23 protein-coding genes and 1 pseudogene are annotated in these 22,239 nt (G+C 68.2%); 16 read left to right on the top strand and 8 right to left on the bottom strand.

Translation table 11 applies throughout. The features are described 5' to 3' along the window. Nucleotides 1–51: 51 nt before the first annotated feature. The gene (locus ACJH6H_RS01635) at nt 52–513 is read right to left on the bottom strand and encodes a MarR family winged helix-turn-helix transcriptional regulator (protein ID WP_226519834.1); all 462 of its coding nucleotides are present in this window, start codon (nt 511–513) and stop codon (nt 52–54) included. A 37-nt stretch (nt 514–550) separates the two neighbouring features. On the opposite strand from ACJH6H_RS01635, the gene ACJH6H_RS01630 reads away from it, so the two are divergent. After that, nucleotides 551–1,363: an amidohydrolase family protein gene (locus tag ACJH6H_RS01630; protein WP_406774108.1), complete on the top strand. Its 813-nt coding sequence runs from the start codon at nt 551–553 to the stop codon at nt 1,361–1,363. 182 nt (nt 1,364–1,545) lie between these two features. On the opposite strand, the gene ACJH6H_RS01625 is transcribed toward ACJH6H_RS01630, so the two are convergent. Next, nucleotides 1,546–2,550 carry a bile acid:sodium symporter family protein gene (locus ACJH6H_RS01625; RefSeq protein WP_226519835.1) on the bottom strand — a complete coding sequence of 335 codons (1,005 nt, stop codon included), beginning with the start codon at nt 2,548–2,550 and terminating at the stop codon, nt 1,546–1,548. A 71-nt stretch (nt 2,551–2,621) separates the two neighbouring features. Between ACJH6H_RS01625 and ACJH6H_RS01620 the strand changes: the two genes are divergently transcribed. Next, on the top strand, nt 2,622–3,476 hold the full coding sequence (locus ACJH6H_RS01620; protein WP_226519836.1) for a LysR substrate-binding domain-containing protein: 855 nt from the start codon (nt 2,622–2,624) through the stop codon (nt 3,474–3,476). A gap of 4 nt (nt 3,477–3,480) precedes the next feature. Here the strand turns inward: ACJH6H_RS01620 and ACJH6H_RS01615 are convergent, their stop codons facing one another. Further along, the gene (locus tag ACJH6H_RS01615; protein ID WP_226519837.1) at nt 3,481–3,945 is read right to left on the bottom strand and encodes a MarR family winged helix-turn-helix transcriptional regulator; all 465 of its coding nucleotides are present in this window, start codon (nt 3,943–3,945) and stop codon (nt 3,481–3,483) included. 155 nt (nt 3,946–4,100) lie between these two features. On the opposite strand from ACJH6H_RS01615, the gene ACJH6H_RS01610 reads away from it, so the two are divergent. From ACJH6H_RS01610 to ACJH6H_RS01600, 3 genes are all read left to right on the top strand, one after another. Then, nucleotides 4,101–4,523, top strand: coding sequence for an organic hydroperoxide resistance protein (locus ACJH6H_RS01610; protein WP_226519838.1), 423 nt, complete (start codon nt 4,101–4,103; stop codon nt 4,521–4,523). 73 nt (nt 4,524–4,596) lie between these two features. Beyond that, complete coding sequence (locus tag ACJH6H_RS01605) at nt 4,597–5,103, top strand: DUF1097 domain-containing protein (protein ID WP_226519839.1); 507 nt, start codon at nt 4,597–4,599, stop codon at nt 5,101–5,103. Then, nucleotides 5,100–5,612, top strand: a complete 513-nt coding sequence (locus ACJH6H_RS01600) for a DUF6130 family protein (RefSeq protein WP_226519840.1) — start codon at nt 5,100–5,102, stop codon at nt 5,610–5,612. Before ACJH6H_RS01605 ends, ACJH6H_RS01600 begins: the two co-directional genes overlap by 4 nt. Before the next feature lie 90 nt (nt 5,613–5,702). Here the strand turns inward: ACJH6H_RS01600 and ACJH6H_RS01595 are convergent, their stop codons facing one another. After that, nucleotides 5,703–6,896: a hypothetical protein gene (locus ACJH6H_RS01595; protein WP_226519841.1), complete on the bottom strand. Its 1,194-nt coding sequence runs from the start codon at nt 6,894–6,896 to the stop codon at nt 5,703–5,705. A gap of 333 nt (nt 6,897–7,229) precedes the next feature. Between ACJH6H_RS01595 and ACJH6H_RS01590 the strand changes: the two genes are divergently transcribed. Next, nucleotides 7,230–8,117, top strand: coding sequence for a helix-turn-helix domain-containing protein (locus tag ACJH6H_RS01590; RefSeq protein WP_346416106.1), 888 nt, complete (start codon nt 7,230–7,232; stop codon nt 8,115–8,117). Here the strand turns inward: ACJH6H_RS01590 and ACJH6H_RS01585 are convergent. After that, a complete protein-coding gene (locus tag ACJH6H_RS01585) occupies nt 8,114–10,231 on the bottom strand; it encodes an acyl-CoA dehydrogenase family protein (protein ID WP_406774107.1) in 2,118 nt (705 codons plus the stop codon). The two genes, ACJH6H_RS01590 and ACJH6H_RS01585, sit on opposite strands and share 4 nt — an antisense overlap. A 255-nt stretch (nt 10,232–10,486) precedes the next feature. Between ACJH6H_RS01585 and kstR the strand changes: the two genes are divergently transcribed. Both kstR and otsB read left to right on the top strand, forming a co-directional pair. Beyond that, nucleotides 10,487–11,092: a cholesterol catabolism transcriptional regulator KstR gene (gene kstR, locus ACJH6H_RS01580; protein WP_346416108.1), complete on the top strand. Its 606-nt coding sequence runs from the start codon at nt 10,487–10,489 to the stop codon at nt 11,090–11,092. Between the two features lie 3 nt (nt 11,093–11,095). Continuing rightward, nucleotides 11,096–11,839, top strand: a complete 744-nt coding sequence (otsB, locus tag ACJH6H_RS01575; protein ID WP_346416109.1) for a trehalose-phosphatase — start codon at nt 11,096–11,098, stop codon at nt 11,837–11,839. On the opposite strand, the gene ACJH6H_RS01570 is transcribed toward otsB, so the two are convergent. After that, entirely contained in the window at nt 11,836–12,936 is a 1,101-nt protein-coding gene (locus tag ACJH6H_RS01570) for a LacI family DNA-binding transcriptional regulator (RefSeq protein WP_226519845.1), read from the bottom strand. The genes otsB and ACJH6H_RS01570 overlap by 4 nt on opposite strands. 97 nt (nt 12,937–13,033) lie before the next feature. Between ACJH6H_RS01570 and ACJH6H_RS01565 the strand changes: the two genes are divergently transcribed. Genes ACJH6H_RS01565 through ACJH6H_RS01555 form a run of 3 tightly spaced genes read left to right on the top strand, consistent with a single transcriptional unit; the run spans nt 13,034 to nt 15,584 of the window. Continuing rightward, nucleotides 13,034–13,954: a metal ABC transporter solute-binding protein, Zn/Mn family gene (locus ACJH6H_RS01565; RefSeq protein WP_318985414.1), complete on the top strand. Its 921-nt coding sequence runs from the start codon at nt 13,034–13,036 to the stop codon at nt 13,952–13,954. A gap of 9 nt (nt 13,955–13,963) precedes the next feature. Then, nucleotides 13,964–14,761, top strand: a complete 798-nt coding sequence (locus ACJH6H_RS01560) for a metal ABC transporter ATP-binding protein (RefSeq protein ID WP_406774106.1) — start codon at nt 13,964–13,966, stop codon at nt 14,759–14,761. Next, nucleotides 14,754–15,584, top strand: a complete 831-nt coding sequence (locus ACJH6H_RS01555; RefSeq protein ID WP_226519848.1) for a metal ABC transporter permease — start codon at nt 14,754–14,756, stop codon at nt 15,582–15,584. The genes ACJH6H_RS01560 and ACJH6H_RS01555 overlap by 8 nt, the downstream gene beginning before the upstream one ends. Before the next feature lie 19 nt (nt 15,585–15,603). Here ACJH6H_RS01555 and ACJH6H_RS01550 read toward each other — a convergent pair whose 3' ends face one another. Further along, nucleotides 15,604–16,404, bottom strand: a complete 801-nt coding sequence (locus ACJH6H_RS01550) for a sulfurtransferase (RefSeq protein ID WP_226519849.1) — start codon at nt 16,402–16,404, stop codon at nt 15,604–15,606. Nucleotides 16,405–16,428: 24 nt separating this feature from the next. Here ACJH6H_RS01550 and ACJH6H_RS01545 point away from each other — a divergent pair, with 24 nt between their 5' ends. The 5 genes and pseudogenes from ACJH6H_RS01545 (at nt 16,429) to ACJH6H_RS01525 (ending at nt 21,296) form a co-directional block, all read left to right on the top strand. Next, nucleotides 16,429–17,187, top strand: a complete 759-nt coding sequence (locus tag ACJH6H_RS01545; RefSeq protein WP_406774105.1) for a LamB/YcsF family protein — start codon at nt 16,429–16,431, stop codon at nt 17,185–17,187. Continuing rightward, nucleotides 17,187–18,107: an MBL fold metallo-hydrolase gene (locus tag ACJH6H_RS01540; protein WP_226519851.1), complete on the top strand. Its 921-nt coding sequence runs from the start codon at nt 17,187–17,189 to the stop codon at nt 18,105–18,107. Before ACJH6H_RS01545 ends, ACJH6H_RS01540 begins: the two co-directional genes overlap by 1 nt. Then, a pseudogene (locus ACJH6H_RS01535) lies at nt 18,059–19,228 on the top strand (SLC13 family permease); the annotation flags it as partial. The gene ACJH6H_RS01540 and the pseudogene ACJH6H_RS01535, both read left to right, overlap by 49 nt. Nucleotides 19,229–19,241: 13 nt before the next feature. Further along, complete coding sequence (locus ACJH6H_RS01530; protein WP_212807270.1) at nt 19,242–19,649, top strand: nitroreductase/quinone reductase family protein; 408 nt, start codon at nt 19,242–19,244, stop codon at nt 19,647–19,649. 90 nt (nt 19,650–19,739) lie between these two features. Further along, nucleotides 19,740–21,296: a metallophosphoesterase family protein gene (locus tag ACJH6H_RS01525; protein WP_212807271.1), complete on the top strand. Its 1,557-nt coding sequence runs from the start codon at nt 19,740–19,742 to the stop codon at nt 21,294–21,296. 1 nt (nt 21,297) lies between these two features. Here ACJH6H_RS01525 and rlmB read toward each other — a convergent pair whose 3' ends face one another. Further along, nucleotides 21,298–22,236, bottom strand: a complete 939-nt coding sequence (gene rlmB / locus ACJH6H_RS01520; RefSeq protein ID WP_064984810.1) for a 23S rRNA (guanosine(2251)-2'-O)-methyltransferase RlmB — start codon at nt 22,234–22,236, stop codon at nt 21,298–21,300. Nucleotides 22,237–22,239: the final 3 nt, after the last annotated feature.

Raw genomic sequence — 22,239 nt, 5'->3', positions numbered from 1 at the left:
CGCCGAACGTGAAGTAGATCGCGAACTTTCGCTGATTTTTCGCGATCAAGTTCACGTTCGGCTGTCGGTGCCGTCGAGGAGATCGCTCAACCGCAGCAGTGCGTCGACGACGCCGTCGACCTCGTCGACCCCGAAGGCCTCGTCGATGTAACCGTTGACGGTGGCCAGCGCGGCGTCCAGTCGCCGGAGCGCGTCCGCGCCGGATTCGGTCGGCCACAGCTCCCAGGCGCGGCCGTCGCTCTGGCTGGGCCTGCGCTCGACGAACCCCGCGGCCTCCAGCCGGCCAACCATCGCCGTGACCGCCGATTCCCGCTGGCCGAGCTGTGCCGCGATGAGCGACTGGCGACACCCGGCGTGGTTCGCGATGAGCATCAGTGCGGCAGCCTGCGCCGTCGTGATGCCGGCCTCCTCGGTGAACAGCCGGTCGGCGGTGGTGCGCAGCCGCTGCGCGACGGTCTGCAGCTGGAAGTACGCGCGCCGCCTGCCTGCCGGTGACCTGTGTTTCGGATACACTCTTGCATTATTACTTCACTAGTGAAGTAATTGGGGTATGACACGAGTGATCGACGCGTGGTCCCAGCAGCCGAACGAGTTGTTCATGCGGCAGCCCTGGCTTCGGCCGCTGCTGCGCTGGACCCGCCAGGAAGACCTGCCGGCCCTGCCCATCGACGTCACCCTGAAAGCGATGGATGACGCCGGCGTCGAGAAGTCGTTGTTGTGCGCATGGGTCGGGCCGCACGGCGCACTGATCGACAACGACGAGACGGCGGCGCACGTGCGCGCACATCCCGACCGGTTCGCCGGTGTCGCCGCCGTGGACCTCACCCGGCCGGTCGACGCTGTCCGCGAATTACGCAGGGCGGTAACCGAACTGGGCATGGTGGCACTGCGGGTCGTCCCGTGGCTGTGGAACCTGCCACCCGATGACCGCCGCTACTATCCGCTGCTGCAGGCCTGCGTCGAACTCGGCATCCCGTTCTGCACGCAGATCGGGCACACCGGCCCGCTGTGCCCGTCCGAACCCGGCCGGCCGATCCCCTACCTGGAGACGGTTCTGCTCGAGTTCCCGGAACTCGTGGTCATCGGTGGCCATGTCGGCGCACCGTGGATCGACGAAGTCCTGTTCCTGGCCAAGAAGTTTCCGAACTTCTACATCGACACCTCGGCCTACGCCGTGCACCGCCTACCCGCGGCGCTCGTGGACTACATGCGCGGATCCGGCCGCACCCGAGTGCTTTTCGGCACCAACTGGCCCATGCTGTCCGCCGAGCGGTGCCTGGAACAGCTTGACAGCCTGGACCTCGATACCGAGGCGCGCGACCTCTACCTCGGCGGGAATGCGGCCCGGGTTTTCCGGGTCTGACAGCCAGTACTGTGCCGCGAGTTGATCTGCGGCACCGAATCACTCGCTGCCGCAGATCAATTGCCGCGTGTCAGGACTTCGAGTCGAGCGACCTGACGGCGCCCACCAACGCGTCCGCGGCCAAGATGCCGAGATTGTTCGATGCCAACGGGCGCGGGTGCACCCGCGCGCAGGTCCAGGTATCAGCTCGGCGCGACCGCGAGTTCTTGCCGCTCCGCCTCGGCGTCAGCCTGCCGTCCCCAGCGGCCGGCCAGGACCGCGCAGGTGAAGAGCTGAATCTGATGGAAGATCATGAGCGGCAACACGATCAGGCCGACCGGATGTCCGGCGAACAGCACGGTGGCCATCGGCAGACCGGTGGCGAGGCTCTTCTTAGATCCACAGAAGATGATCACGATGCGGTCGGCGCGATCGAACTTCAGCAGCCGCGCCACCCCGGCGGTGATGCCCAGCACCACGGCGAGCAGCACCACACTGACGGCGATCACCGCGAGCACGTTGGTGACCTTCATGCCCACCCAGATGTGTTCGGCCATGCCGGCACTGAACGCCGCATAGACGACGAGGTAGACCGAACCGCGGTCGACAACCTTGGTGAGCGTGGTGTGCGCCAGCACGCGGTGCAGCTTGGACCGCAACAACTGGCCGGCGAGGAACGGCAGCAAGAGCTGCACGACGATCTCCAGGACCGAATTCGCCGACACCGTGGCCGCGCCGGTGGTCTGCATCAGCAGGGTCACCAACAACGGGGTGAGGAAGATGCCCAACAGGTTCGACGCCGAGGCGCTGACGACGGCCGCCGCGACGTTGCCGCGGGCGATCGAAGTGAAGGCGATGGACGACTGCACCGTCGACGGCAGCAGGCACAGGTACAGCATGCCGACGTAGAGCTCGTCGGTCAGGACCGACGGCACCAGCACCTTCATCGCCAGCCCGAGCAGTGGGAACAGCACAAAGGTCGCGGCCAGCACCGTGGTGTGCAGCCGCCAGTGCTTCAGCCCCTCGAGCGCCTCGCGCGGCTCCAGGCGCGTGCCGTACAGCAGGAACAACACGGCGATCGCGACTTTGGTGGCGGTTTCGACGGCCTGACCCGCGTCGCCGCGGGCCGGAAGCAGCACACCGATGACCATCGCGGCGAACAGCCCGAGCAGAAAGCCATCGATGCGGAGCTTGGCGAGCAGATTCACCGAACAAACGTACTGCTGCCTCGACTAATGTTTCCAGGCGATAGATTCGATATCTCTAACCGAATATTGTGATGAATGTGTTCGATCCCGACTTGCTGCGCACCTTTCTGGCCGTGGAGCGCGCCGGCGGATTCACTGCGGCCGGACGTCTGCTGGGCCTGCGCCAGTCGACGGTGAGCGGCCACATCGCCCGACTGGAGCAGGCCGTCGGCCGCGAGTTGTTCCGGCGCGACACCCGCAACCTGGCCCTCACCGCTGACGGCGCCGCGATGGTGGGCTTTGCGCACGACATCCTGGACGCGCAGGCCAAGGCCGACCGCTACTTCTCCGAATCCCAACCCACGGGTCTCATCCGGCTGGGCGCCTCCGACGATCTGGTCGGCCGCATGCTCTCGGACGTGCTGGTCGAGTTTCGGCGGTCCTACCCCGGTGTCGACCTGGAACTGGTTGTGGGCCTGAGCGAGAACCTGAAAACGCGCATGGCCGCAGGCGAATTGGACCTCATGGTGGCCAAACGACTACCCGGCGAACAACACGGCGAGCTGCTGTGGCGCGATCGCCTCGTGTGGGCCGGCCGCCCCGGGCTGACCGACATCACGGACCCGGTGCCGATCGTGACGTACCCACCACCGAGCCTGACCCGCCATATCGCGCTACGCGAACTGGAACGTGAGCGCCGCAGTTGGCGCATCGCGTGCGTCAGCGACAGTCTGCTCGGCCTGCAGGCTGCGGCACTCGCCGGGCTCGGGATCATCGCGCATTCCGAATCGGTTCTGCCGCAAGGGCTTCAACCGATTGCCGGCAGCCGGCTACCGAACCTGGGTCATCTGGAGTTCGTCCTGTTGCACCGCCGGAGCACGCCATCCGAAGCCGAGATCGCGCTGCACGACGCCATCGTCGCCGGTGCACACCGCATGCGGCACTGACAGTTCACCGGGCGTGCGTCTGCGCGTGCTCGCGAAGGTTGTCGCGCAGGGTAACCACCGCCTTTTGCAGCTTGTCGAACTCATCGGACGGCAAGCCGGTCGCTGCCACCAGGTTCATCGGGAGGGCCTTCTCACGCAGCGCCCGGCCCGCATCCGTGAGGCTGACGATGACCTGACGCTCGTCGGACGGATCGCGCCGGCGGCGCACGTACCCCTGGGCTTCGAGCTTCTTGAGGATCGGGGTCAGCGTGTTCGACTCCAGGAAGAGGCTTTCGCCCAGGCTGCGGACGGTTTGATGATCGTTCTCCCAGAGCGCGACGATCGCGATGTACTGGGTATATGTGACACCGAGCTCGTCGAGGATCGGCTTGTACGCCTTGCCGTAGGCGAGATTCGCCGAGTAGATCGCGAAACACATGAAGTCGGCAAGCCGGGGACCGGCAGCCTCGGTTGGACGCTCGACAGCCATCGACAACTCCTGACGCTTCAGTGACATCCCGAAGCGATTCTATCGGATGCGATTCAATCGGATGGGTTGACATCTCGACGTCGTGCGCTAGTCTCATCGCATCCGAGTCAATCGGATGCGATTGATTATCCGCACGCCCTTCCCAGGAGTCACACATGAGCACCAGCACCCAGGACGCCGTCCTCTACACCGGCAAGACCCGCACCACCGGCGGCCGTGACGGACACGCGCAAAGCTCCGACGGCCGGCTCGACATCCGCCTCGATTCCCCCGGCAGCAACCGGCCCGGCACCAATCCCGAGCAGCTCTTCGCTGCAGGCTGGTCCGCATGCTTCATCGGAGCCATGCAGATCGCGGCCGTTAAGGCGAACGTCAAACTGCCGGCCGATACCGCCGTCGACGCCGAGGTCGACCTCTGCAGCATCGACGGCGCCTACTTCCTACAGGCGCGCCTGAACGTCAGCCTGCCGGGCATCGAGCGGGACACCGCCGTGTCCATCGTGGACGCCGCACATCAGACCTGCCCGTATTCCAAGGCCACCCGGGGCAACATCGACGTCGTGCTCAGCGTGGCCTGAGCGGACTCGGCAGTACAGCGAAATGTCCACTTCGCCAACGGAAGCCGCACCGATCAACCACCAGGAGACGCACGTGAGCATCACCTCGACCGGCGCGGCCAGAACGCCCGCGATCCCGTTTCACACCATCACGCTGATCGTCGCCGGCGTCGCGGCCGTCGTCACGTTCGGTACGGGTTGGGCGATGCTCTCTGCGCCTGCGATGTTTCTCGGCTGGGTCGCCTACGGCGTCACCGGCGACACCGTGCGTCACCGCTATGCCAATCTCGCGTCGTACGTGGCCGGCCTGGCCTTCGGCGCCGTGACGACGCTGGTGATCAATCGACTGCAGCCATCACTCGGTCTGGCCGCCACCGGCATTGTGATATTTGCCCTCGTCGCCATTGTCATGTGTCTGCGAGCGCTGCCCGTGTTCAACTATCCGCCGGCATATTTTCTCGGCATCACCAGTTTCTTCTACGCAGGGCACGCGCCCACGGTCGCAACGGTGATTGCGCTCGGAACGGCGGGAGCCGTCGGAGCCACCGGCGCAGCGCTTTCCGACTACTGTCAGAGCCGCTTTCAGAAGGGAAACGAATGACGAAGCTGCCGCGCCTCATGGGCTGTGCGGTCATCGCGGCCACTGCGGGGCTCATCGCATCATGTGGCACGACCGTCGAGACCTCGGACCACTCGAGTCACGAGAGTTCCGCTCCCGCTACGACTTCGCACGCCGCCGGAGCACCCAGCGCCGCGGACGTGCTCGGCCCTCCGGGCGTGGTGCCGCTGACCGCGCCGCAGCCGCCGGCCAAACTGATCGTCGATCCACCAGTTCCCGAGGCCCTCGCCAAGGGACAGGTGTTCATCCAATATCGCGCCGAAAACCTGCGCATCGAACCGGTTTTCGGCCCCGAGGCACTCAAGGTGACTCCGCGCATCGGCCATATCCACGTCGTCGTCGACGGGGCCCCGTGGCACTGGGCGGACGCCAGCGGTGAACCGGTGATCCTGGTCGGCCTGCCGCACGGACCGCACAAGGTCGAGATCATCCTCGCGGATGCCAATCACCATCCGCTCGACCGCGTCACCACCGACTTCGTGGTCCCCTGAACCCGGGCTACTTCGGACGCGAGCCGAGATCGGCGAAATGGTTTCCTGCCGAATGGCTTTCGCAACCATTTCGCCGATCTCGTCCCCCCATCAACCCGCGTTGGCTGACTGCTGCGTCGCCGACGCCTTCTTTGGCTGCTTGGCGACCTTCGGCGCCTTCGAGGTCTTCTGCGCCTTCTCGGCCTTCGCCGCCTTCTCGGTCAGCTTGCCCGACTTGTCCGGCTTGCCCGCCGAATCGGCGTCAGACGAGGTTGCCCCCGTCGCCTTGGTCCCCGGCTCGGACTTGGTGGTGTCTTTCTGAACCGGCTTGGTGGTCTCGACCTTGGCCGGTTCGGCCGATACGGGGTCGGCCGCGGGTGTGGACGTGTCGGCCTTCGTCGGTTCGGTGACCTTCACCGGCTGCGTCGCCGGCGCCTCGGCCTCGGTCGGGGACGGCGCCTCCGCCTTCGAATCCTCCTTGGCCACAGATTCTTTCGACTTCGCCGGGGCGGTCGAAGACTTGTCGATGTCACCAGTCTTGATTGCTGCGGTCGCCGACGGCTTGGTGGCCGGCGCCAGAGCCTTTGTAGCCGTGTCAGTTACGGCCGTCGCTACGGCTGCGCTGCCCGCGGTCGACGCGACCGGAGCCTCCGGAGCCGGCGGCTTGATCGCGTTTGCGATCGTCTTGAGCCCGTTCAAGACCGCATTCACGACCCCGTACGACCCGAAGATGCCGAAGATGCCCTTGTCCGTCCCATACCCATTGAGTACACCGCCGATCACGTTGGCCGGCGCATTGATCAACTCACTCAAAGACGTGACCAGATCACCGCTTTTGACCGCGTCGTAGAACTTCTGCGCCGTGTCGGCGAGCGCCTTGTTCCCCTCGTACACCGTGGACAAGAGCGCAAAGCCCACCCCGGTAGCAACGGGGGTGATCGCCTTGACCACGTTTGCGAAGTTCTGGGCCATCTTCTGGGGGATATCGAATCTCAGGAGCGGAAAGAAGGTGGCTGCAACGGCGTTGACAAACAACGAGTTCCCCGTCATCACAGCGTCTGAGATATGGCCCGTGGCCAGCTGTTGACCGATCGTCTGCAATTGGCCAGGAACCGTGTTGGCCCAGTACCTGAAGCCATTGGCCATCCCCTGAACAATCGAAACGGTCTCGCCCACATAGCTCATCTGGTTGATGATCAGCTGTCGCAGGATCGGGAACGGGTCGGCGGCGTACTCCTGCCCCAGCTTCCCGATGTCGGTGAGCGTCGTCGTCAGCACGTCACCCCACACCGCGATCGGGTTCACGAATGCCGTGAGGTCCACGGTGCGGGTGGCGACCGCAGTGGTCGGCGCCGGTAGATGGAGGTCCGGCGACGGAATCGTCAGCGGGCTGAGGGCGATGACGCCGGCGGATGCCATCGCGATTCCCGCAGTCGAATATCGGCGCAGCTCGAATGCCATACGTTCTCCTTGGACTCTGAGGTGTCAGCACTTGTGGCCGCGCAGACGGTAGTGACCAGGCCGAAAGCAAACATTCGAAATATGCAACAAGTTCTAATTTTTATTGACTGGCTCGCAGATTCCTCACAGGATGTTCGGAGAAAGCCGCCACGAGCACGTGCCCGAGGGCGCATGATCATGGCCAAGCTGGACATTCGGAGGTTCGGCATGGCACTCAAGCCATGGAATGACGACCGCCCCATGACGCCCCGCATCGTCGTCGGCGAGAGGTCCGTCGACAGTCGCGGTATGTCGCTGCGATTCGCCACCGAGCGCATCGAGCGCACCACCGATTGGTGCTGCCATGACTCGAGCCGCCATCTGATCTATGTGCACCGCATGGGCGCGCTGCGGTCCATGGAGACCAACCTGGACTGGGGGCCGACCGATCGCACACTGCCACGCATCGGTGATACCTGGGTGGTGCCGGCGGGCGTGCGCTGCACGTCGGTCGTCACGGGCGACATCTCGAGCTTCTGTGAAATCTCGATACCCGAGAATGCGCTGGGCGAGGTCGTGCACATCCCACGGCGCAAGCATCACGATCCGCTGATCCTCCAGCTGGTGACCAAGATTCGCAGCGTCGCAGGCCGCGAAGACGCGCTCGCCCGGCTGCTGCTCGATTCCGCAGGCGAGACACTGCGATTACTGATCCGGGACACCTACACCACGAGGCCACCGGCCACGGAATCCGAGCGTGACACCCTGCCGCCGTCGGCACGCGCGTCGATCATCGAATTCCTGGAGACCAGCCTCGAATCCGACATCAACCTGGAATCGCTTGCGCACCTTGCCCAGATGTCCGTGGCGACGTTCATCAAGGCATTCCGGGGCGCGTTCCACACCACGCCGTACCAGTTCCTGCTCGACCGCCGTATCGACCGCGCCAAGACACTGCTGTCCTCGACCCGGTTGTCGATCACCGAAATCAGCGCGGCAGTTGGGTTTTCGACACCCAACCACTTCGCCACGACATTCCGGCAGCGCGTCGGCCTGACCCCGCGGGACTTCCGCAGGGGCCGCTAGCGCGGCAGGCCCAACAGACGCTCGCCGGCCACGGTGAGCAGAATCTGTTCCGTACCACCGGCGATCGACAGGCAGCGGGTGTTGAGGAAGTACCGGACGTCCGGCGAATCCTCGATACCGGAACCGTCGTGGGCGTCCATGATGGTCTCGGCCAGCGTCTGGCGGTAGCGCACGCCGATCAGCTTGCGCACACTCGACGGCGCACCCGGATCGTGGCCACCGACGGCCATCTGGGCCGTCAGCTGATCCAGCAGCGAACCCACCTGGGCCGCAACGATCAGTGCGCCAAGGCGTTCCGCCTCGGCGGCGTCCAGTTCGCGGTCACCGAGCACGTCCAGCAGGTGCTCCATGCCCTTGTCCAGCGCGCCGCCAGCGGCCATGGCGACGCGCTCGTTGGCGAGCGTCGTGCGGGCCAGGGCCCAGCCGCCGTCGACCGGGCCGATGACGCAGTCGTCCGGCACGAACAGGTCGTCCAGGAAGACCTCGTTGAACAGCGCCTCGCCGGTGATCTCGCGCAGCGGCCGGATGTCGATGCCGGGCGAGCTCATGTCGACAACGAAGTAGGTGATGCCCTTGTGCTTCGGTGCGTCAGGGTTGGTGCGCGCCAAGCAGATTCCCCAGTTGGCGCGGTGCGCGTTGGAGGTCCACACCTTCTGGCCCGTCAGCTTCCAGCCACCGTCGACCTTGACGGCCTTGGTGCGCAGGGCCGCCAGGTCCGAGCCGGCGCCCGGCTCGCTGAACAGCTGGCACCAGTACACGTCCCCGGTGAGCGTGCCGGGGATGAAGCGGTCGATCTGCTCGGGGGTGCCGTGCCCGAGGATGGTCGGCGCGGCCCACCAGCCGATCGAAATGTCCGGGCGCACAACGCCTGCGGCGCTGAGCTCGTCGTCGATCACGAGCTGCTCGCCCGGCGACGCGGCGCGGCCGTAGGGCGCGGGCCAGTGCGGCGCCATCAGCCCGGCCTCGGCCAGCGCGGCCTGGTGCTTCTCGACGGGCAGCGCGGCGATCTGGGCGACGGTGGCGGCGATCTCGGGACGGATCGTCTCGGCCGCACCGGTGTCGACGTGCAGCTGACGGCGCAGCCCCGCGCGGGTCAGCGCGGCCACGCGGCGCAGCCACGCGCCGTGGCCACCCAGGATCTGCGCGGTGGCGTACGCGCGCCGCAGGTACAGATGGGCGTCGTGCTCCCAGGTGAAGCCGATGCCACCCAGGACCTGAATGCAGTCGCGCCCATTGTGTTTCGCGGCGTCGATGGCGGCCGCGGCGGCCACCGCAGCCGCGATGGAGAGTTGTGTGGCGTCGCCCTCGACGGCGGCCTCGGCGACGTCGCTCGCGGCGACGGCGACCTGCTGCGAACGCAGCAGCATCTCGGCACACATGTGCTTGACGGCCTGGAAGCTGCCGATCGGCTTGCCGAACTGCTCACGCACCTTGGCGTATTCGGCGGCCGTCTCGAGCTGCCAGCGGGCCAGGCCCGCGGCCTCGGCGGCCAGCACGGTCACGGCCAGGTCGGCCACCGGCGCATCGAGGACGGTCGCCGCGGCGCCACTGAGCTCGACCCGGGCCAGCGGCCGCGAGAAGTCGGTGGCCTCGAGCGGCGTGACGGTCACGCCGGCCGCAGTGGCGTCGACCAGGAGCCAAGTATCACCAGCGGGCAGGATCAGCAGGCCGTCAGGCAGGGCGCCCAGCACGAACTTGGCGGTGCCGGTCGCGGTCCGCCCGTCGAAGGCGATGTCGGACTTCAGCGCGAGACCGGCCGTGCGCTGCCCCGAGGCCAATGCCTCCAGCAGGGCGGGGTCGGTGATCACGAGAGTTGCCAGAGCGGTGGTGGCGACGGGGCCGGGCACCAGCGCGGCGGCGGCTTCGTCGACCATCACGCACAGATCGGCGATGGAGCCGCCGGCGCCGCCGAGGTCCTCGGGCACCGCGACGCCGAAGGTCCCTAGTTCGACCAGACCGTCATACGGGCCCCGCCAACCGTCAACGACATTCTCCGCTCCACCCTCCATAGCCCGGACCGCGGCGATGGAACCCGACGCGACAGCCCAGCTACGGACCATTTCGCGGACCTCGGCCCGTTCCGAGTCGATAGTTGTGGAAGTGATGGACACCATGCGCTCCTAGCGTTTGGGCGAGAAGAACACGCTTCTCACTAGAACGTGTTCTAATGGTGACAGCAATCAGACGTCAAGTCGATCGCCATTACAGCAGGACACTCGGGTGTCCCGGGGCGCCTGGAGGTGGGAAATTACCGATCACTTTGCGTATCGTTTTCACCCAATGCGCTACCTGAAGGAACTGACCGCCGAATGCCGACGCCAGCAACACCCGAGTCCGATTCCGCCGTCCGCCCGCGGGAGGTGACGAACATGGCCGTACTAACCGAATCCGAGCTCGGTTCCGAAGCACAGCGCGAGCGCCGCAAGCGCATCCTGGACGCCACCCTGGCCATCGCCTCCAAGGGCGGCTACGAGGCAGTTCAGATGCGTGCGGTGGCCGAACGCGCCGACGTCGCCGTCGGCACCCTGTACCGCTACTTCCCGTCCAAGGTGCACCTGCTGGTGTCCGCGCTGGGCCGCGAGTTCGAGCGCATCGACGCCAAGACCGATCGCGCCTCACTGACGGGCGGTACGCCGTACCAGCGCCTCAACGTGATGGTCAGCAAGCTGAACCGGTCGATGCAGCGCAATCCGCTGCTGACCGAGGCCATGACGCGTGCTTTCGTGTTCGCCGACGCGTCCGCAGCCGGTGAGGTTGATCACGTCGGCAAGCTCATGGACTCGATGTTCGCCCGCGCCATGAGCGACGGCGAACCCACCGAGGACCAGTACCACATCGCCCGCGTCATCTCCGATGTGTGGCTGTCGAACCTGCTGGCCTGGCTGACGCGTCGTGCCTCGGCCACCGACGTGAGCAAGCGGCTCGATCTGGCGGTCCGGCTGCTGATCGGTGACGGGGAGCACCCTAAAGTCTGACCGGTGCTCCCGGCTGATCTGATCGCGGCGCTCGACACCGTCGCCGCCACCCCCCGACTGCTCGTCACCTCGGATTTCGACGGCACGCTGTCGCCGATCGTGAACAACCCTGCCGACGCCCGGGCCCTGCCCGCCGGGTCGGCCGCCCTGCTGGACCTGGCTGCCCTGCCGGACACCTTCGTCGCACTGGTGTCGGGACGCGCCCTCGACGTCCTGCGCGAGCTGTCCGGCATGCCGGACTCGGTGCACCTCGTGGGCAGTCACGGCGCGGAGTTCAACACCGGATTCACGCAGACCGTCGACACCGCACTGCTGGCCGAGATCGTGGATTCACTCACCGAGATCGCAAACCGCTACCCGGGTGCAGCGGTCGAGACCAAGCCGGCCAGCGCCGCCCTGCACGTGCGCAACGCCTCGGCGGCCGACGGCGAGGCCGCCCTGACCGCCGCGCGCGAGGCGGGAACGCAGTGGGCCGCCGAGCCCACCGAGGGCAAGGCGGTGCTGGAGTTCGCGGTGGTCACCACCAACAAGGGCTCGGCCATCGACGCCCTGCGGGAGCGCGACGACGCGACCGCCGTGGTCTTTCTGGGCGACGACGTCACCGACGAGAAGGCCTTCGCCCGGCTGCGCGACGGTGACGTCGGCGTGAAGGTCGGCCCGGGGCCGTCGGCCGCGCAGTACCGCGTCGACTCCCCCGAGGACGTCGCGGCGGCGCTGGCGTACCTGGCGGCGCGCCGGGCCGGTTAGGCAGGCGGGCCCGAGGTGCGGCCGCGGACCAGCTCGGTTTCGAGCACCTCGATCACCGGGATGCCGGACCGCGGCGGATTGTTCAACAGGTACCCGGCCCGGCGGCCCTTCTCGAGGCTCGGCTGCGCGACGGTGGTCAGCCCGCGCCCCAGCGCCTCGGGGACGCCGTCGAATCCGGTGACGGTCATCTGGCCGGGCACGTAGATGCCGCGTGACCGCAGGTGGTCCATCGCCGAGAGCGCCAGCACGTCGGCGGTGCACATCAGCGCCGTGATGCGCGGATTGGCTTGCAGCGCAACGGCAGCCGCCGTGCCACCGGAGCTCGGTAGGTGCTCGAAGGTCTCCACCACAGTCAGGCCGTCGGGGTTCAGACCGGCATCGGACATCGCGTCGCGGACCCCGAGGATGCGTTCGCACTGCACGTGGAAATGCTGCGAGGTGAGCCGTTCCGGGTCCACCACGGCCGACTGCGCGTCACCGTGCGGCCAGTCCCGGCCGAGCCGCATCGTCAGCAGGCCGATCTCCCGATGCCCAAGGCCGACAACGTATTCCGCGATCCCGCGCATGGCTGCACGATCGTCGATGCAGACCCGGGATGCGCCCTGCAGGTCCTTCGGCTGGTCGACGACGACGATCGGGACGCCGCGCTGCTGCACGACCGGTAGGTACGGATCGTCGTCGGAGGCGGCGTACACCGCGAACCCGTCGACCCCGGCGGACAGCACCGCGGCGGTGCCGTCCTCGACCGACCGATTGGGCCCGGCCGCCACCAGCAGCAGGCCCTGCCCGGCCTCCTCACATGATTCGGCAAGTCCGGCAACGAAATCCAGCGCCGCCGGATCACGGAACGAGTAGTTGAGCGGCTCGGTGATGATCAGCCCGACGGCACCGGCCTTCCGGGTGCGCAGCGAACGCGCCACCGGGTCCGGCCCCGGGTAGCCCATCTCCTTGGCGGCGGCGAGCACCCGCTCACGCAACTCCGGCGAGAGCTGGTCCGGCCGGTTGTAGGCATTCGAGATCGTGGTGCGCGAGACCTTCAACTCGGCAGCGAGCGAGGCCAGCGTGGCCCGACGCCTCGGGTTGGGGCTCCTCGGCATATTTGTGACGCTAGCGCATCCGATTCGCGCTGCACGGCAACGGTGCACTAGATTTATTGCAAACGGTTTTCATTAACACTAGCCCACAGGAGCACACATGACCCGGACCAGGCTCATCGCACTGTCCGCCCTCACCGCGCTGGCCTCGGTCACCGGGTTGGCCGCCTGCGGGTCGCAGGACGACTCCGGCCACGCCAACGGCGCCGCCAAGGTCGTCACCACCACCAACGTCTGGGGCAGCGTCGCCACCGCCGTCGCCGGCGGACACGCCGACGTCAAGTCCCTCCTCACCAGCGACGTCGACGACCCGCACTCCTACGAGGCCACCCCGGCCGACGCGGCCGCCATCGCCGACGCCTCCCTCGTCGTCATCAACGGCGGCGGCTACGACCACTGGGCCGACGATGTGCTGAAGAACCACAAGAACGTCACCACCGTGGACGCCTACTCGCTGCTGCCGCACAGCGCGCCCGGCGAGGCCAACGAGCACGTCTTCTACAACATGGCCGTCGCCAAGGCCGTCGCCGCCAAGATCGCCGACGACCTGGCCAAGTCCGATTCCGCGAACGCCGACGCCTACCGCGCCAACGCCGCGGAGTTCGGCAAGAAGACCGACGCGATCGCCGCCACCGAGCACGCCATCGGCCAGAAGCACCCGGGCGCCGCGGTGGTCTCCACCGAACCCGTCGCGCACTACCTGCTCGCCGCCGCGGGCGTCGTCGACAGCACCCCGCACGGCTTCGCCGCCGCCGCCGAAGAAGGCCACGACCCCGCCCCGGCCGACGTGGCCGCGGTGCTCGACCTCATCAACGGCCACAAGGTCGACGCCCTGGTGGTGAACAAGCAGACCGAGACCGCCGTCACCAAGCAGCTCCAGGACGCCGCCCGTAAGTCCGCGCTGCCCATCGTCGAGGTCACCGAGACGCTGCCCGCCGGACAGGACTTCCTGACCTGGCAGCGGCAGACCGCGGAGGCATTGGCCCACCAGCTCGATAGCGCCGCGGCGCCGGGTCGATAATCAGTAACCGTGCCTTCTGAAGCGGTCGCCGAACTCACCGGCGCACGACTGTCGTTCGGCGACCGCGTCCTGTGGGACCGGCTGGACCTGACGGTGCGCCGCGGCGAGTTCATCGCGGTGCTCGGCCCGAACGGCACCGGCAAGACCTCGCTGCTCAAAGTGCTGCTGCGCCAACAGCTGCTGACGGCCGGGCGGATGACCACCACCGGCGCCATCGGCTACGTGCCGCAGCACCGCTCACTGGACACCGGGCTGACGCTGCGCGGCCGCGACCTCGTCGGCCTCGGCTGCGACGGGCACAAGTGGGGTTTCGCCGGTCCGCGAAAGCGCGCGCAGCGCCGCGCCGTGGTGACCCGGGCACTCGGCCAGGTCGACGGCGCGCGGCTGGCCGACGTCCCCGTCTCGGTGATGTCCGGCGGCGAACTGCAGCGGGTCCGCATCGCGCAGGCCCTGGCGTCCGACCCCGCGCTGCTGCTGTGCGACGAACCGCTGCTCAACCTCGACCCGGCCAACGCGAAACTGGTGTCGGCCCTCATCGACCAGCGCCGCAAGGACGCCGGTACCGCGGTCCTGTTCGTCACCCACGAGGTCAATCCCGTGCTGCCGTACGTCGACCGCGTGCTGTACCTGGTCGACGGCCGCTTCCGGATCGGCACCGTCGAGGAGGTCATGACGTCCGAGACGCTGTCCGCGCTGTACCGCGCCGACATCCAGGTCGCCCGGATCGGTGGCCAGTACGTCGTCGTCGGCCAGGACGGTACGGGCGTGGACAACTCCGAGCATGCGAGCGGACACTGCTGTGAATAACTTCTTCAACACGGCGCTGACCGCGGATCTGCTCGGCCGCGATTTCGTCCAGCAGGCCGTGCTCGCCGCGGCGCTGCTGGCGCTGCTCGGTGGCCTGATCGGACCGTTCATCGTGATGCGGCAGATGTCGTTCGCGGTGCACGGCTCCAGTGAGCTCTCCCTCACCGGTGCGGCCTTCGCACTGCTGACCGGGCTCAACGTCGGCCTCGGTGCCCTCGTCGGAAGTGCCCTGGCGGCAATCCTTTTCGGCATCCTGGGGCAACGCTCACGCGAGCGGGACTCGGCCATCGGCGTCGTACTGGCCTTCGGGCTGGGTCTGGCCGTGCTGTTCATCCACCTGTACCCCGGCCGCACCGGCACCAGTTTCGCGTTGCTCACCGGGCAGATCGTCGGCGTCGGCTACTCGGGGCTGGCGCTGCTGGCGGTGGTGACCGTGCTGGTGGTCGCGATCCTGGCCGCCTGCTACCGGCCGCTGCTGTTCGCCACCGCCGACCCGGAAGTGGCTGCCGCCCGCGGTGTTCCGGTCCGGGCGCTGGGCATCGTGTTCGCCGCGCTGGTCGGCGTCGCGGCCGCGCAGGGCGTGCAGATCGTCGGGGCACTGCTGGTGATGTCGCTGTTGATCACCCCCGCCGCCGCGGCCGGCCGGGTGTTCAGCTCCCCCGTCACCACGATCGTGGCGTCCGTGGTTTTCGCTGAGATCGCCGCGGTCGGCGGCATTGTGCTGTCCCTGGCACCGGGCGTCCCGGTCTCGGTGTTCGTGACGTCGATCTCGTTCGGCATCTTCCTGCTGTGCTGGGGCGCGGGGCGGGTCAGGCGCCGGTAGCGGGATCAACTACCCGTCGCTACGCTCGCCCCACTGGCCGCCCGGGCTCGTTGCTCCACTGCGACCACGAGCCGGGGAACAGCGCCACGTCCCGGCCCGCGGCCGCCAGCGCGGCCACTGCCACCGCCGCGGTGACACCCGAACCGCAGTACACGCCATCCACATCGGCGCCGTCGGTGCGCAGCGTACCGTCGGCCGCCAGCACGCTCGGCAGGTTGATCGCGCCCGGAATGTGCCCGGCGATCGGGTCGATGGGTTCGACGTCGCCGCGATACCGTTCCGGCGCGCGGACATCCCCCAGGCGCGGGCCCAGCGCCGCGGCCTCGTCGGCGGTCAGCGTCGGCATGGCCCCGGCATACAGATCCTGGTGCGTGACGGTGATGTTGCCCGGTGCCGGTTCGACGTCGCCGCGGTCCAGCGGACCACCCGAGGTGGTCCACGCGGCCAGCCCGCCGTCCAGGATGCGCACGTTCTCGACGCCGGCGGCGCGCAGCACCCACCAGGCACGCGCCGAGCCCGCACGGTTCCAGTCGTCGTAGACGACCGTCGGCACGCCCTCCCGCACGCCCCAGCGTCGCGCGGCCTCCTGCAGTGCCGCGCCCGACGGCAGCGGATGGCGACCGCGCCCGGTGACGGTGTGGTCCGACAGGTCGTCCTCCAGCGAGACGTACACCGCATCGGGGATGTGCCCGGCCAGATACTCGTCGCGGCCGTCGGGCTTGGCCAACTGCCAGCGCACGTCGAGCAGCGTCACGTCGCCGGCGGCGATCAACTGGACGAGGCCGAACGCGGTGATGAGAATGTCGTCACGAGTGGACATGCCGGCCAGCCTAGGCTGGCAGACATGTCAGCGGTGGACCTCAATGCCGATCTCGGCGAAAGCTTCGGGGTGTGGCGGCTGGGCGACGATGACGCGATGCTCGATCTGGTCACCAGTGCCAACGTCGCCTGCGGCTTCCATGCCGGCGACCCGGCCGGGCTGCTGCGGGTCTGCCGCGCTGCCGCCGAACGCGGCGTCCGGATCGGCGCGCAGGTGGGCTATCGCGACCTGGCAGGCTTCGGTCGCCGCTACATCGACGTCGGCCCGGACGACCTGGCCGCCGAGGTCATCTACCAGATCGGCGCGTTGCAGGCCCTGGCGCACGTCGCCGGATCGACCGTCAGCTACGTCAAACCCCATGGCGCGCTTTACAACACGATCGTCACCGATCATGTGCAGGCGCGGGCGGTGGCCGCGGCGGTGCACGCCGTTGACCCATCGCTGCCGGTGCTGGGACTGGCCGGCTCGGCGTTCTTCGCCGCCGCCGAAGAGATCGGACTTCGCACCGTGCCCGAGGCCTTCGCCGACCGCTCATATCGCCCCGACGGACAACTGGTGCCGCGCACGGGGCGCAATGCGGTGCTGCACAACGTCTCCGCGATCGCCGATCGGGTGGCGTCCATGGTGACCGCCGGCCGCGTCGGTGCCGTCGACGGCTCAACCATCAAGATCACCGTGAAATCAATTTGTGTGCACGGTGATTCGCCCGGTGCCGTCGACATCGCCCGGGCGGTCCGCGACCGGCTGACCGCTGAGAACGTACAGATCGAGGCCTTCTGCTGATGCGACCGAAACTGGGCCGGCCCGACCTGGCCGCATACACCCGCTACTTCGACCAGCCCGCGGCCGGTTCCGACTCGCCGCTGTCCGTCACGTGGGCCGGCGTCACCACCATGCTGGTGTCCGACGGTTCGTCGGCGTTGTTGACCGACGGCTTCTTCTCCCGGCCGAGTCTCTTGGCCGTCGGGCTGGGCAAGCTGACGCCATCGGTGCCGCGTATTGATGGCTGCCTGCACCGGCTCGGCATCGACCGGCTCGATGCGGTGCTGCCGGTCCACACGCACTTCGACCACGCCATGGACTCCGCTGTCGTCGCCGCGCGGACCGGTGCGCAACTGGTGGGCGGGACGTCGGCCGCGAACATCGGCCGCGGCGGCGGGCTTCCCGACGCGCAGTTGACGGTGGCCACTCCCGGCGAGCCGATCACGTTGGGTGCCTTCGACGTAACGCTGTTCACCGGACACCACTGCCCACCCGACCGTTTTCCCGGCACCATCACCGCACCCGTGGTGCCGCCGGTGCGGGCATCGGCATATAAGTGCGGCGAGGCGTGGTCGACGCACATCCACCACCGCAGCAGCGGCCGCCGCCTGCTCGCCGTCGGCAGCGCCGGATTCGTGCCGGGCGCCCTCGCCGGGCAGCGCGCCGAGGTCGTGTATCTCGGGATCGGGCAGCTCGGTCTGCAGCCCGAGCAGTACCTGGTCGACTACTGGAACGAGACGGTTCGGACCGTCGGGGCCCTCCGGGTGGTGCTGACGCACTGGGACGACTTCTTCCGGCCCCTGCACGAGCCGCTGCGCGCCCTGCCGTACGCCGGTGACGACCTCGACGTCTCGATGCGCGTCCTGAGCCGGCTGGCCGCCGACGACGGCCTGCCGCTGCATCTGCCGACGCTCTGGCAACCCGCCGATCCCTGGCTGTGAACACCGCACTCCACGAGATCGGCCGATTGCTGCCGGTCGTCGGGTTTCTCGCCGCGGTCCTGGTGCTGGCCAAACTCTGCGACGACGAGGGGCTGTTCCACGCCGCCGGCGTCTACATGGCCCGGCACAGTTGGGGCGCCGGACAGTCCGCGGCGCGCCGCCTCTTGGTCATCGTCTTCGTCATCGCGGCCGGGACGACGGCCGTGCTGAGCCTCGATGCCACCGTCGTGCTGCTGACGCCCGTCGTGCTGTCGACCGCACGGACGCTCGGCGTGCCGGCGCGGCCGCACGGCTATGCCGCGGCCCACCTGGCCAACACCGCGTCGCTGCTGCTGCCGGTGTCGAACCTGACGAATCTGCTGGCCTTCACGACCGCGGGCCTGAGCTTCACCAGATTCACCGCGGCGATGTCCCTGCCCTGGCTGTTCGCGGTCGCCGCCGAATATGTGTTGCTGCGGTGGTACTTCCGGCGTGAACTGCGGGCCGGCGCCGCCAACAGGCCGGCTCCACCCGCACCCGAGATCCCGTATTTCGTCCTGACCGTGCTGATCCTGACGCTGATCGGCTTCGGCGCCACCTCACTGCTCGGCCTGGAGCCGGCGTGGGCCGCGTTCGCCGGCGCCGCGGTGCTGGCGGTGCGCGCCGTCGTGCGCGGTCACGAGACGCCCATGGGCATCGTGCGGGCAGCCAACGTGCCGTTCCTCGTCGCCGTGCTGGCGCTGGGTGTATTGGTGAGCGCGGTACTGGATCTCGGTTTGGGCCGGGTCCTTTCTCAGCTGCTGCCACACGGCGCCACGCTGCCGGCACTGCTCGGCATCGCGGCCATCGCGGCGCTGCTCTCGAATCTGATCAACAACCTGCCCGCCGTGCTGGTGCTGCTGCCGCTGGTCGCGTCCGGTGGGCCGGTCGCGGTGCTGGCGGTCCTCATCGGGGTGAACATCGGCCCCAACCTGACCTATCCGGGATCGCTGTCGAACCTCTTGTGGCGCAACGTGGTCCGCGGCGAGATGCCCGCGCGGGCCCGGGAGTTCACGACCGTCGGGCTGGTGACGGCGCCGGTCACCCTGATTCTGGCCGTGACCGGATTATGGTTGACCTGTTCGATGTTGGGACTGCGATGAGCGGGGAAGACGAATGGCCGACAGCTGGAACGAACAGATCATGGCCGAATTCCGGGCCAACGGCGGCAAGGTCGGCGGACCGTTCGAGAACCTGACGCTGCTCCTGCTGCACACCACCGGCGCCAAGAGCGGTGAGCCGCGGGTGAACCCGGCGGCCACGTTCGTCATCGACGGCAAGCGACTGATCGTCGGATCCGCCGGCGGCGCCGACGCCGACCCGGCCTGGGTACACAACCTGCGGGCAAATCCCAACGCCCACATCGAAATCGGCACCGAGGAATACGACGTTGTGGCGCGCGAACTGCCCCGTGCCGAACGGGACGCCGCCTACGCCCGCATCGTCGAGCGCGCACCCGGTTTCGCCGACTACGAGAAGAAGACCGACCGCGTCATCCCGGTCGTCGAGCTGCAGCGCCGCTGAGCCAGCGCGGTTACCGCGGCGAGAACAGCACACGTCGATTCGTTGTCGGGCGGCGCTGCCGCCGGGCCGGCGGTCCGCATCGCAGGCAAGATGGCTGTCGTGGACGTGAGCCGCAGATCGCTGATCGTGGGAGGCACGTCGGCTCTCGTCGGCGCGGGCCTCGGAGCCGGCGCCACCGGATACGTCACGACCACGCGCAGCGGTCCGATGCTGTGGCAGCGGGCCGACCGCGGCGGCGCCCCACCGGTCACCGGGCTGCACACCCAGTTCGGCTCCGACGCGGCCACCGAGGTCGTGGTGTCCTGGCACACCGCGTCCGCAGTGCAGAATCCCCACGTCATGCTGGGCACCCCGGACGACGGTGTCGGCACCGCCGTCGCGGCCGAGACCGTCACCTACCGCGACGCGGCGTCACGCAGTGAGATTCGCGTCCACCATGCCCGGTTGACCGGCCTCGCGCCCGACACCGACTACATCTACGCCGCCGTGCATGACGGCGCGAGTCCCGAACTGGGCTCGGTGCGTACCGCACCCCGGGGCCGCGCACCCATCCGGTTCACCAGCTTCGGCGACCAGTCGACGCCCATGCTCGACGCCAAGGTCGCGGCATCGTTCGGCAGCGATCACGTCGGATCGCCGGCCGCCGGCGACATCACCACCGCGGTCGAACGGCTGGCCCCGCTGTTTCACCTCGTCAACGGCGACCTCTGCTACGCCAACCTCGCGCACGACCGGGTCCGCACCTGGTCGGAATGGTTCGAGAACAACACCCGTTCCGCGCGGCACCGGCCGTGGATGCCGGCGCCGGGCAATCACGAGAACGAACTGGGCAACGGCCCGATCGGCTACGGCGCCTACCAGGCCTACTTCGGGCTGCCGGACTCCGGTTCCGACCCCGAACTGCGTGGCCTCTGGTACGCCTTCACCGCCGGCTCGGTCCGCGTGATCATCCTCGCCAACGACGACGTCTGCTACCAGGACGGCGGCAACTCATACGTGCGCGGCTACTCCGGTGGCGCCCAAAAACGTTGGCTGGAAAAAGAACTCGAACGAACCCGCAGCAACAAGGACATCGACTGGGTGGTGGTGTGCATGCACCAGACGGCGGTCTCCACGGGCAACAAGACCAACGGCGCCGACCTCGGCATCCGCGAGAACTGGCTGCCCCTGTTCGACCGGTTCAACGTCGACCTCGTGGTGTGCGGGCACGAGCACCACTACGAACGCAGCCATGCGCTCCGCGGCACCCTGCCGACCGACACCCTGACACCGAATCCGGTTGCCGCACAATCGGACTCGATCGACACCAGCAAGGGCACCGTGCACCTGGTCATCGGCGGGGGCGGCACGTCGATCCCGTCGAACACGATGCTGTTCCCCGAACCGCGCTGCCGCGTCCTCATGTCCGTCGGCGAGGTGAATCCCGGCACCGGAAGGAAGACACCGAACTACATCGAGGAAGCCGCGCCCTGGTCCGTCTTCCGCGATCGGGAAAACCCGTGCGGATTCGTGGCTTTCGATGTCGACCCAGGCCAACCGGGTGGCAATACCTCGATGGACGCCACCTACTACGCGGTGAGCGGTCCGTTCGGCGAGGTGCGGGCGGTCGACAGCTTCAAGTTGACGCGGCCCCGCACCGACCGCTGAATCAGCGGCGCTGCCGGGCGATCTCGGCCAGCACCACGCCGGCGGCCACCGACGCGTTGAGCGACTCGGTGGGGCCCGCCATCGGGATCGAGACGATGTGGTCGCAGTTCTCCCGCACCAGTCGCGACAGACCCTTGCCCTCCGAGCCCACCACGACGACCATCGGCCCCGAGGCGTCCAGCTCGTCCAGGGTGGTGTCGCCGCCGGCGTCCAGTCCGACGATGGTCAGGCCGGCGTCGGCCCAATCCTTGAGCGTTCGGTTGAGATTCGTCGCCCGAGACACCGGCAGCCGGGCGGCCGCTCCGGCGCTGGTGCGCCAGGCCACCGCGCTGACCGACGCCGAACGCCGCTGCGGGATCACCACGCCATGCCCGCCGAACGCCGCCACGGACCGCACGATGGCGCCCAGGTTGCGCGGGTCGGAGATGTTGTCGAGCGCGACGAGCAGGGCCGGGCTCGAGTCGGAGGTCGCCGACTTCAGCAGATCGTCCGGGTGCGCGTACTGGTACGGCGGCACCTGCAGCGCGATGCCCTGGTGCATGCCGTTGCTGGTGATGCGGTCCAGATCGTGGCGCTGCACCTCCATGATGGCGATACCGGCATCGGCCGCGCGCGTGACCGACTCGGTCAGCCGCTCGTCGGCCTCGGTGCCCAGCACGACATAGAGCGCGGTGGCCGGGACGCCGGCGCGGAGGCATTCCACGACCGGGTTGCGGCCGACCACGACCTCGACGTCATCGGTCTTCTTGTGCCGTCCCTGATTCGACCGGGCGGCCTTCTGCGCGATCTTGTACGCCTTGTGGTTGGGGCGCTGTTCGGCGCGCGGCGTCGCGCCCTTGCCCTCCAGCCCACGCCGGCGCTGGCCACCGGAGCCGACGGTCGGGCCCTTCTTGGTGCCCGCTTTACGAATCGCGCCGCGGCGCTGGGAGTTTCCGGCCATGTC

Source organism: Mycobacterium sp. SMC-21, assembly GCF_045310825.1.
Classification (GTDB): Bacteria; Actinomycetota; Actinomycetes; order Mycobacteriales; family Mycobacteriaceae; genus Mycobacterium.
Note: the sequence above shows the minus strand (reverse complement) of the source record. Positions and strands in the feature narration are given on the sequence as shown.

Excerpts from the sequence above, each read along its gene's own strand:
- ACJH6H_RS01630 (WP_406774108.1), top strand. The coding sequence starts at position 551 with ATGACACGAGTGATCGACGCGTGGTCCCAGCAGCCGAACGAGTTGTTC.
- ACJH6H_RS01620 (WP_226519836.1), top strand. The coding sequence starts at position 2,622 with ATGAATGTGTTCGATCCCGACTTGCTGCGCACCTTTCTGGCCGTGGAG.
- ACJH6H_RS01615 (WP_226519837.1), bottom strand. The coding sequence starts at position 3,945 with ATGGCTGTCGAGCGTCCAACCGAGGCTGCCGGTCCCCGGCTTGCCGAC.
- ACJH6H_RS01610 (WP_226519838.1), top strand. The coding sequence starts at position 4,101 with ATGAGCACCAGCACCCAGGACGCCGTCCTCTACACCGGCAAGACCCGC.
- ACJH6H_RS01600 (WP_226519840.1), top strand. The coding sequence starts at position 5,100 with ATGACGAAGCTGCCGCGCCTCATGGGCTGTGCGGTCATCGCGGCCACT.
- ACJH6H_RS01590 (WP_346416106.1), top strand. The coding sequence starts at position 7,230 with ATGGCCAAGCTGGACATTCGGAGGTTCGGCATGGCACTCAAGCCATGG.
- ACJH6H_RS01585 (WP_406774107.1), bottom strand. The coding sequence starts at position 10,231 with ATGGTGTCCATCACTTCCACAACTATCGACTCGGAACGGGCCGAGGTC.
- kstR (WP_346416108.1), top strand. The coding sequence starts at position 10,487 with ATGGCCGTACTAACCGAATCCGAGCTCGGTTCCGAAGCACAGCGCGAG.
- ACJH6H_RS01570 (WP_226519845.1), bottom strand. The coding sequence starts at position 12,936 with ATGCCGAGGAGCCCCAACCCGAGGCGTCGGGCCACGCTGGCCTCGCTC.
- ACJH6H_RS01565 (WP_318985414.1), top strand. The coding sequence starts at position 13,034 with ATGACCCGGACCAGGCTCATCGCACTGTCCGCCCTCACCGCGCTGGCC.
- ACJH6H_RS01550 (WP_226519849.1), bottom strand. The coding sequence starts at position 16,404 with ATGTCCACTCGTGACGACATTCTCATCACCGCGTTCGGCCTCGTCCAG.
- ACJH6H_RS01545 (WP_406774105.1), top strand. The coding sequence starts at position 16,429 with ATGTCAGCGGTGGACCTCAATGCCGATCTCGGCGAAAGCTTCGGGGTG.
- ACJH6H_RS01540 (WP_226519851.1), top strand. The coding sequence starts at position 17,187 with ATGCGACCGAAACTGGGCCGGCCCGACCTGGCCGCATACACCCGCTAC.
- ACJH6H_RS01530 (WP_212807270.1), top strand. The coding sequence starts at position 19,242 with ATGGCCGACAGCTGGAACGAACAGATCATGGCCGAATTCCGGGCCAAC.
- ACJH6H_RS01525 (WP_212807271.1), top strand. The coding sequence starts at position 19,740 with ATGGCTGTCGTGGACGTGAGCCGCAGATCGCTGATCGTGGGAGGCACG.
- rlmB (WP_064984810.1), bottom strand. The coding sequence starts at position 22,236 with ATGGCCGGAAACTCCCAGCGCCGCGGCGCGATTCGTAAAGCGGGCACC.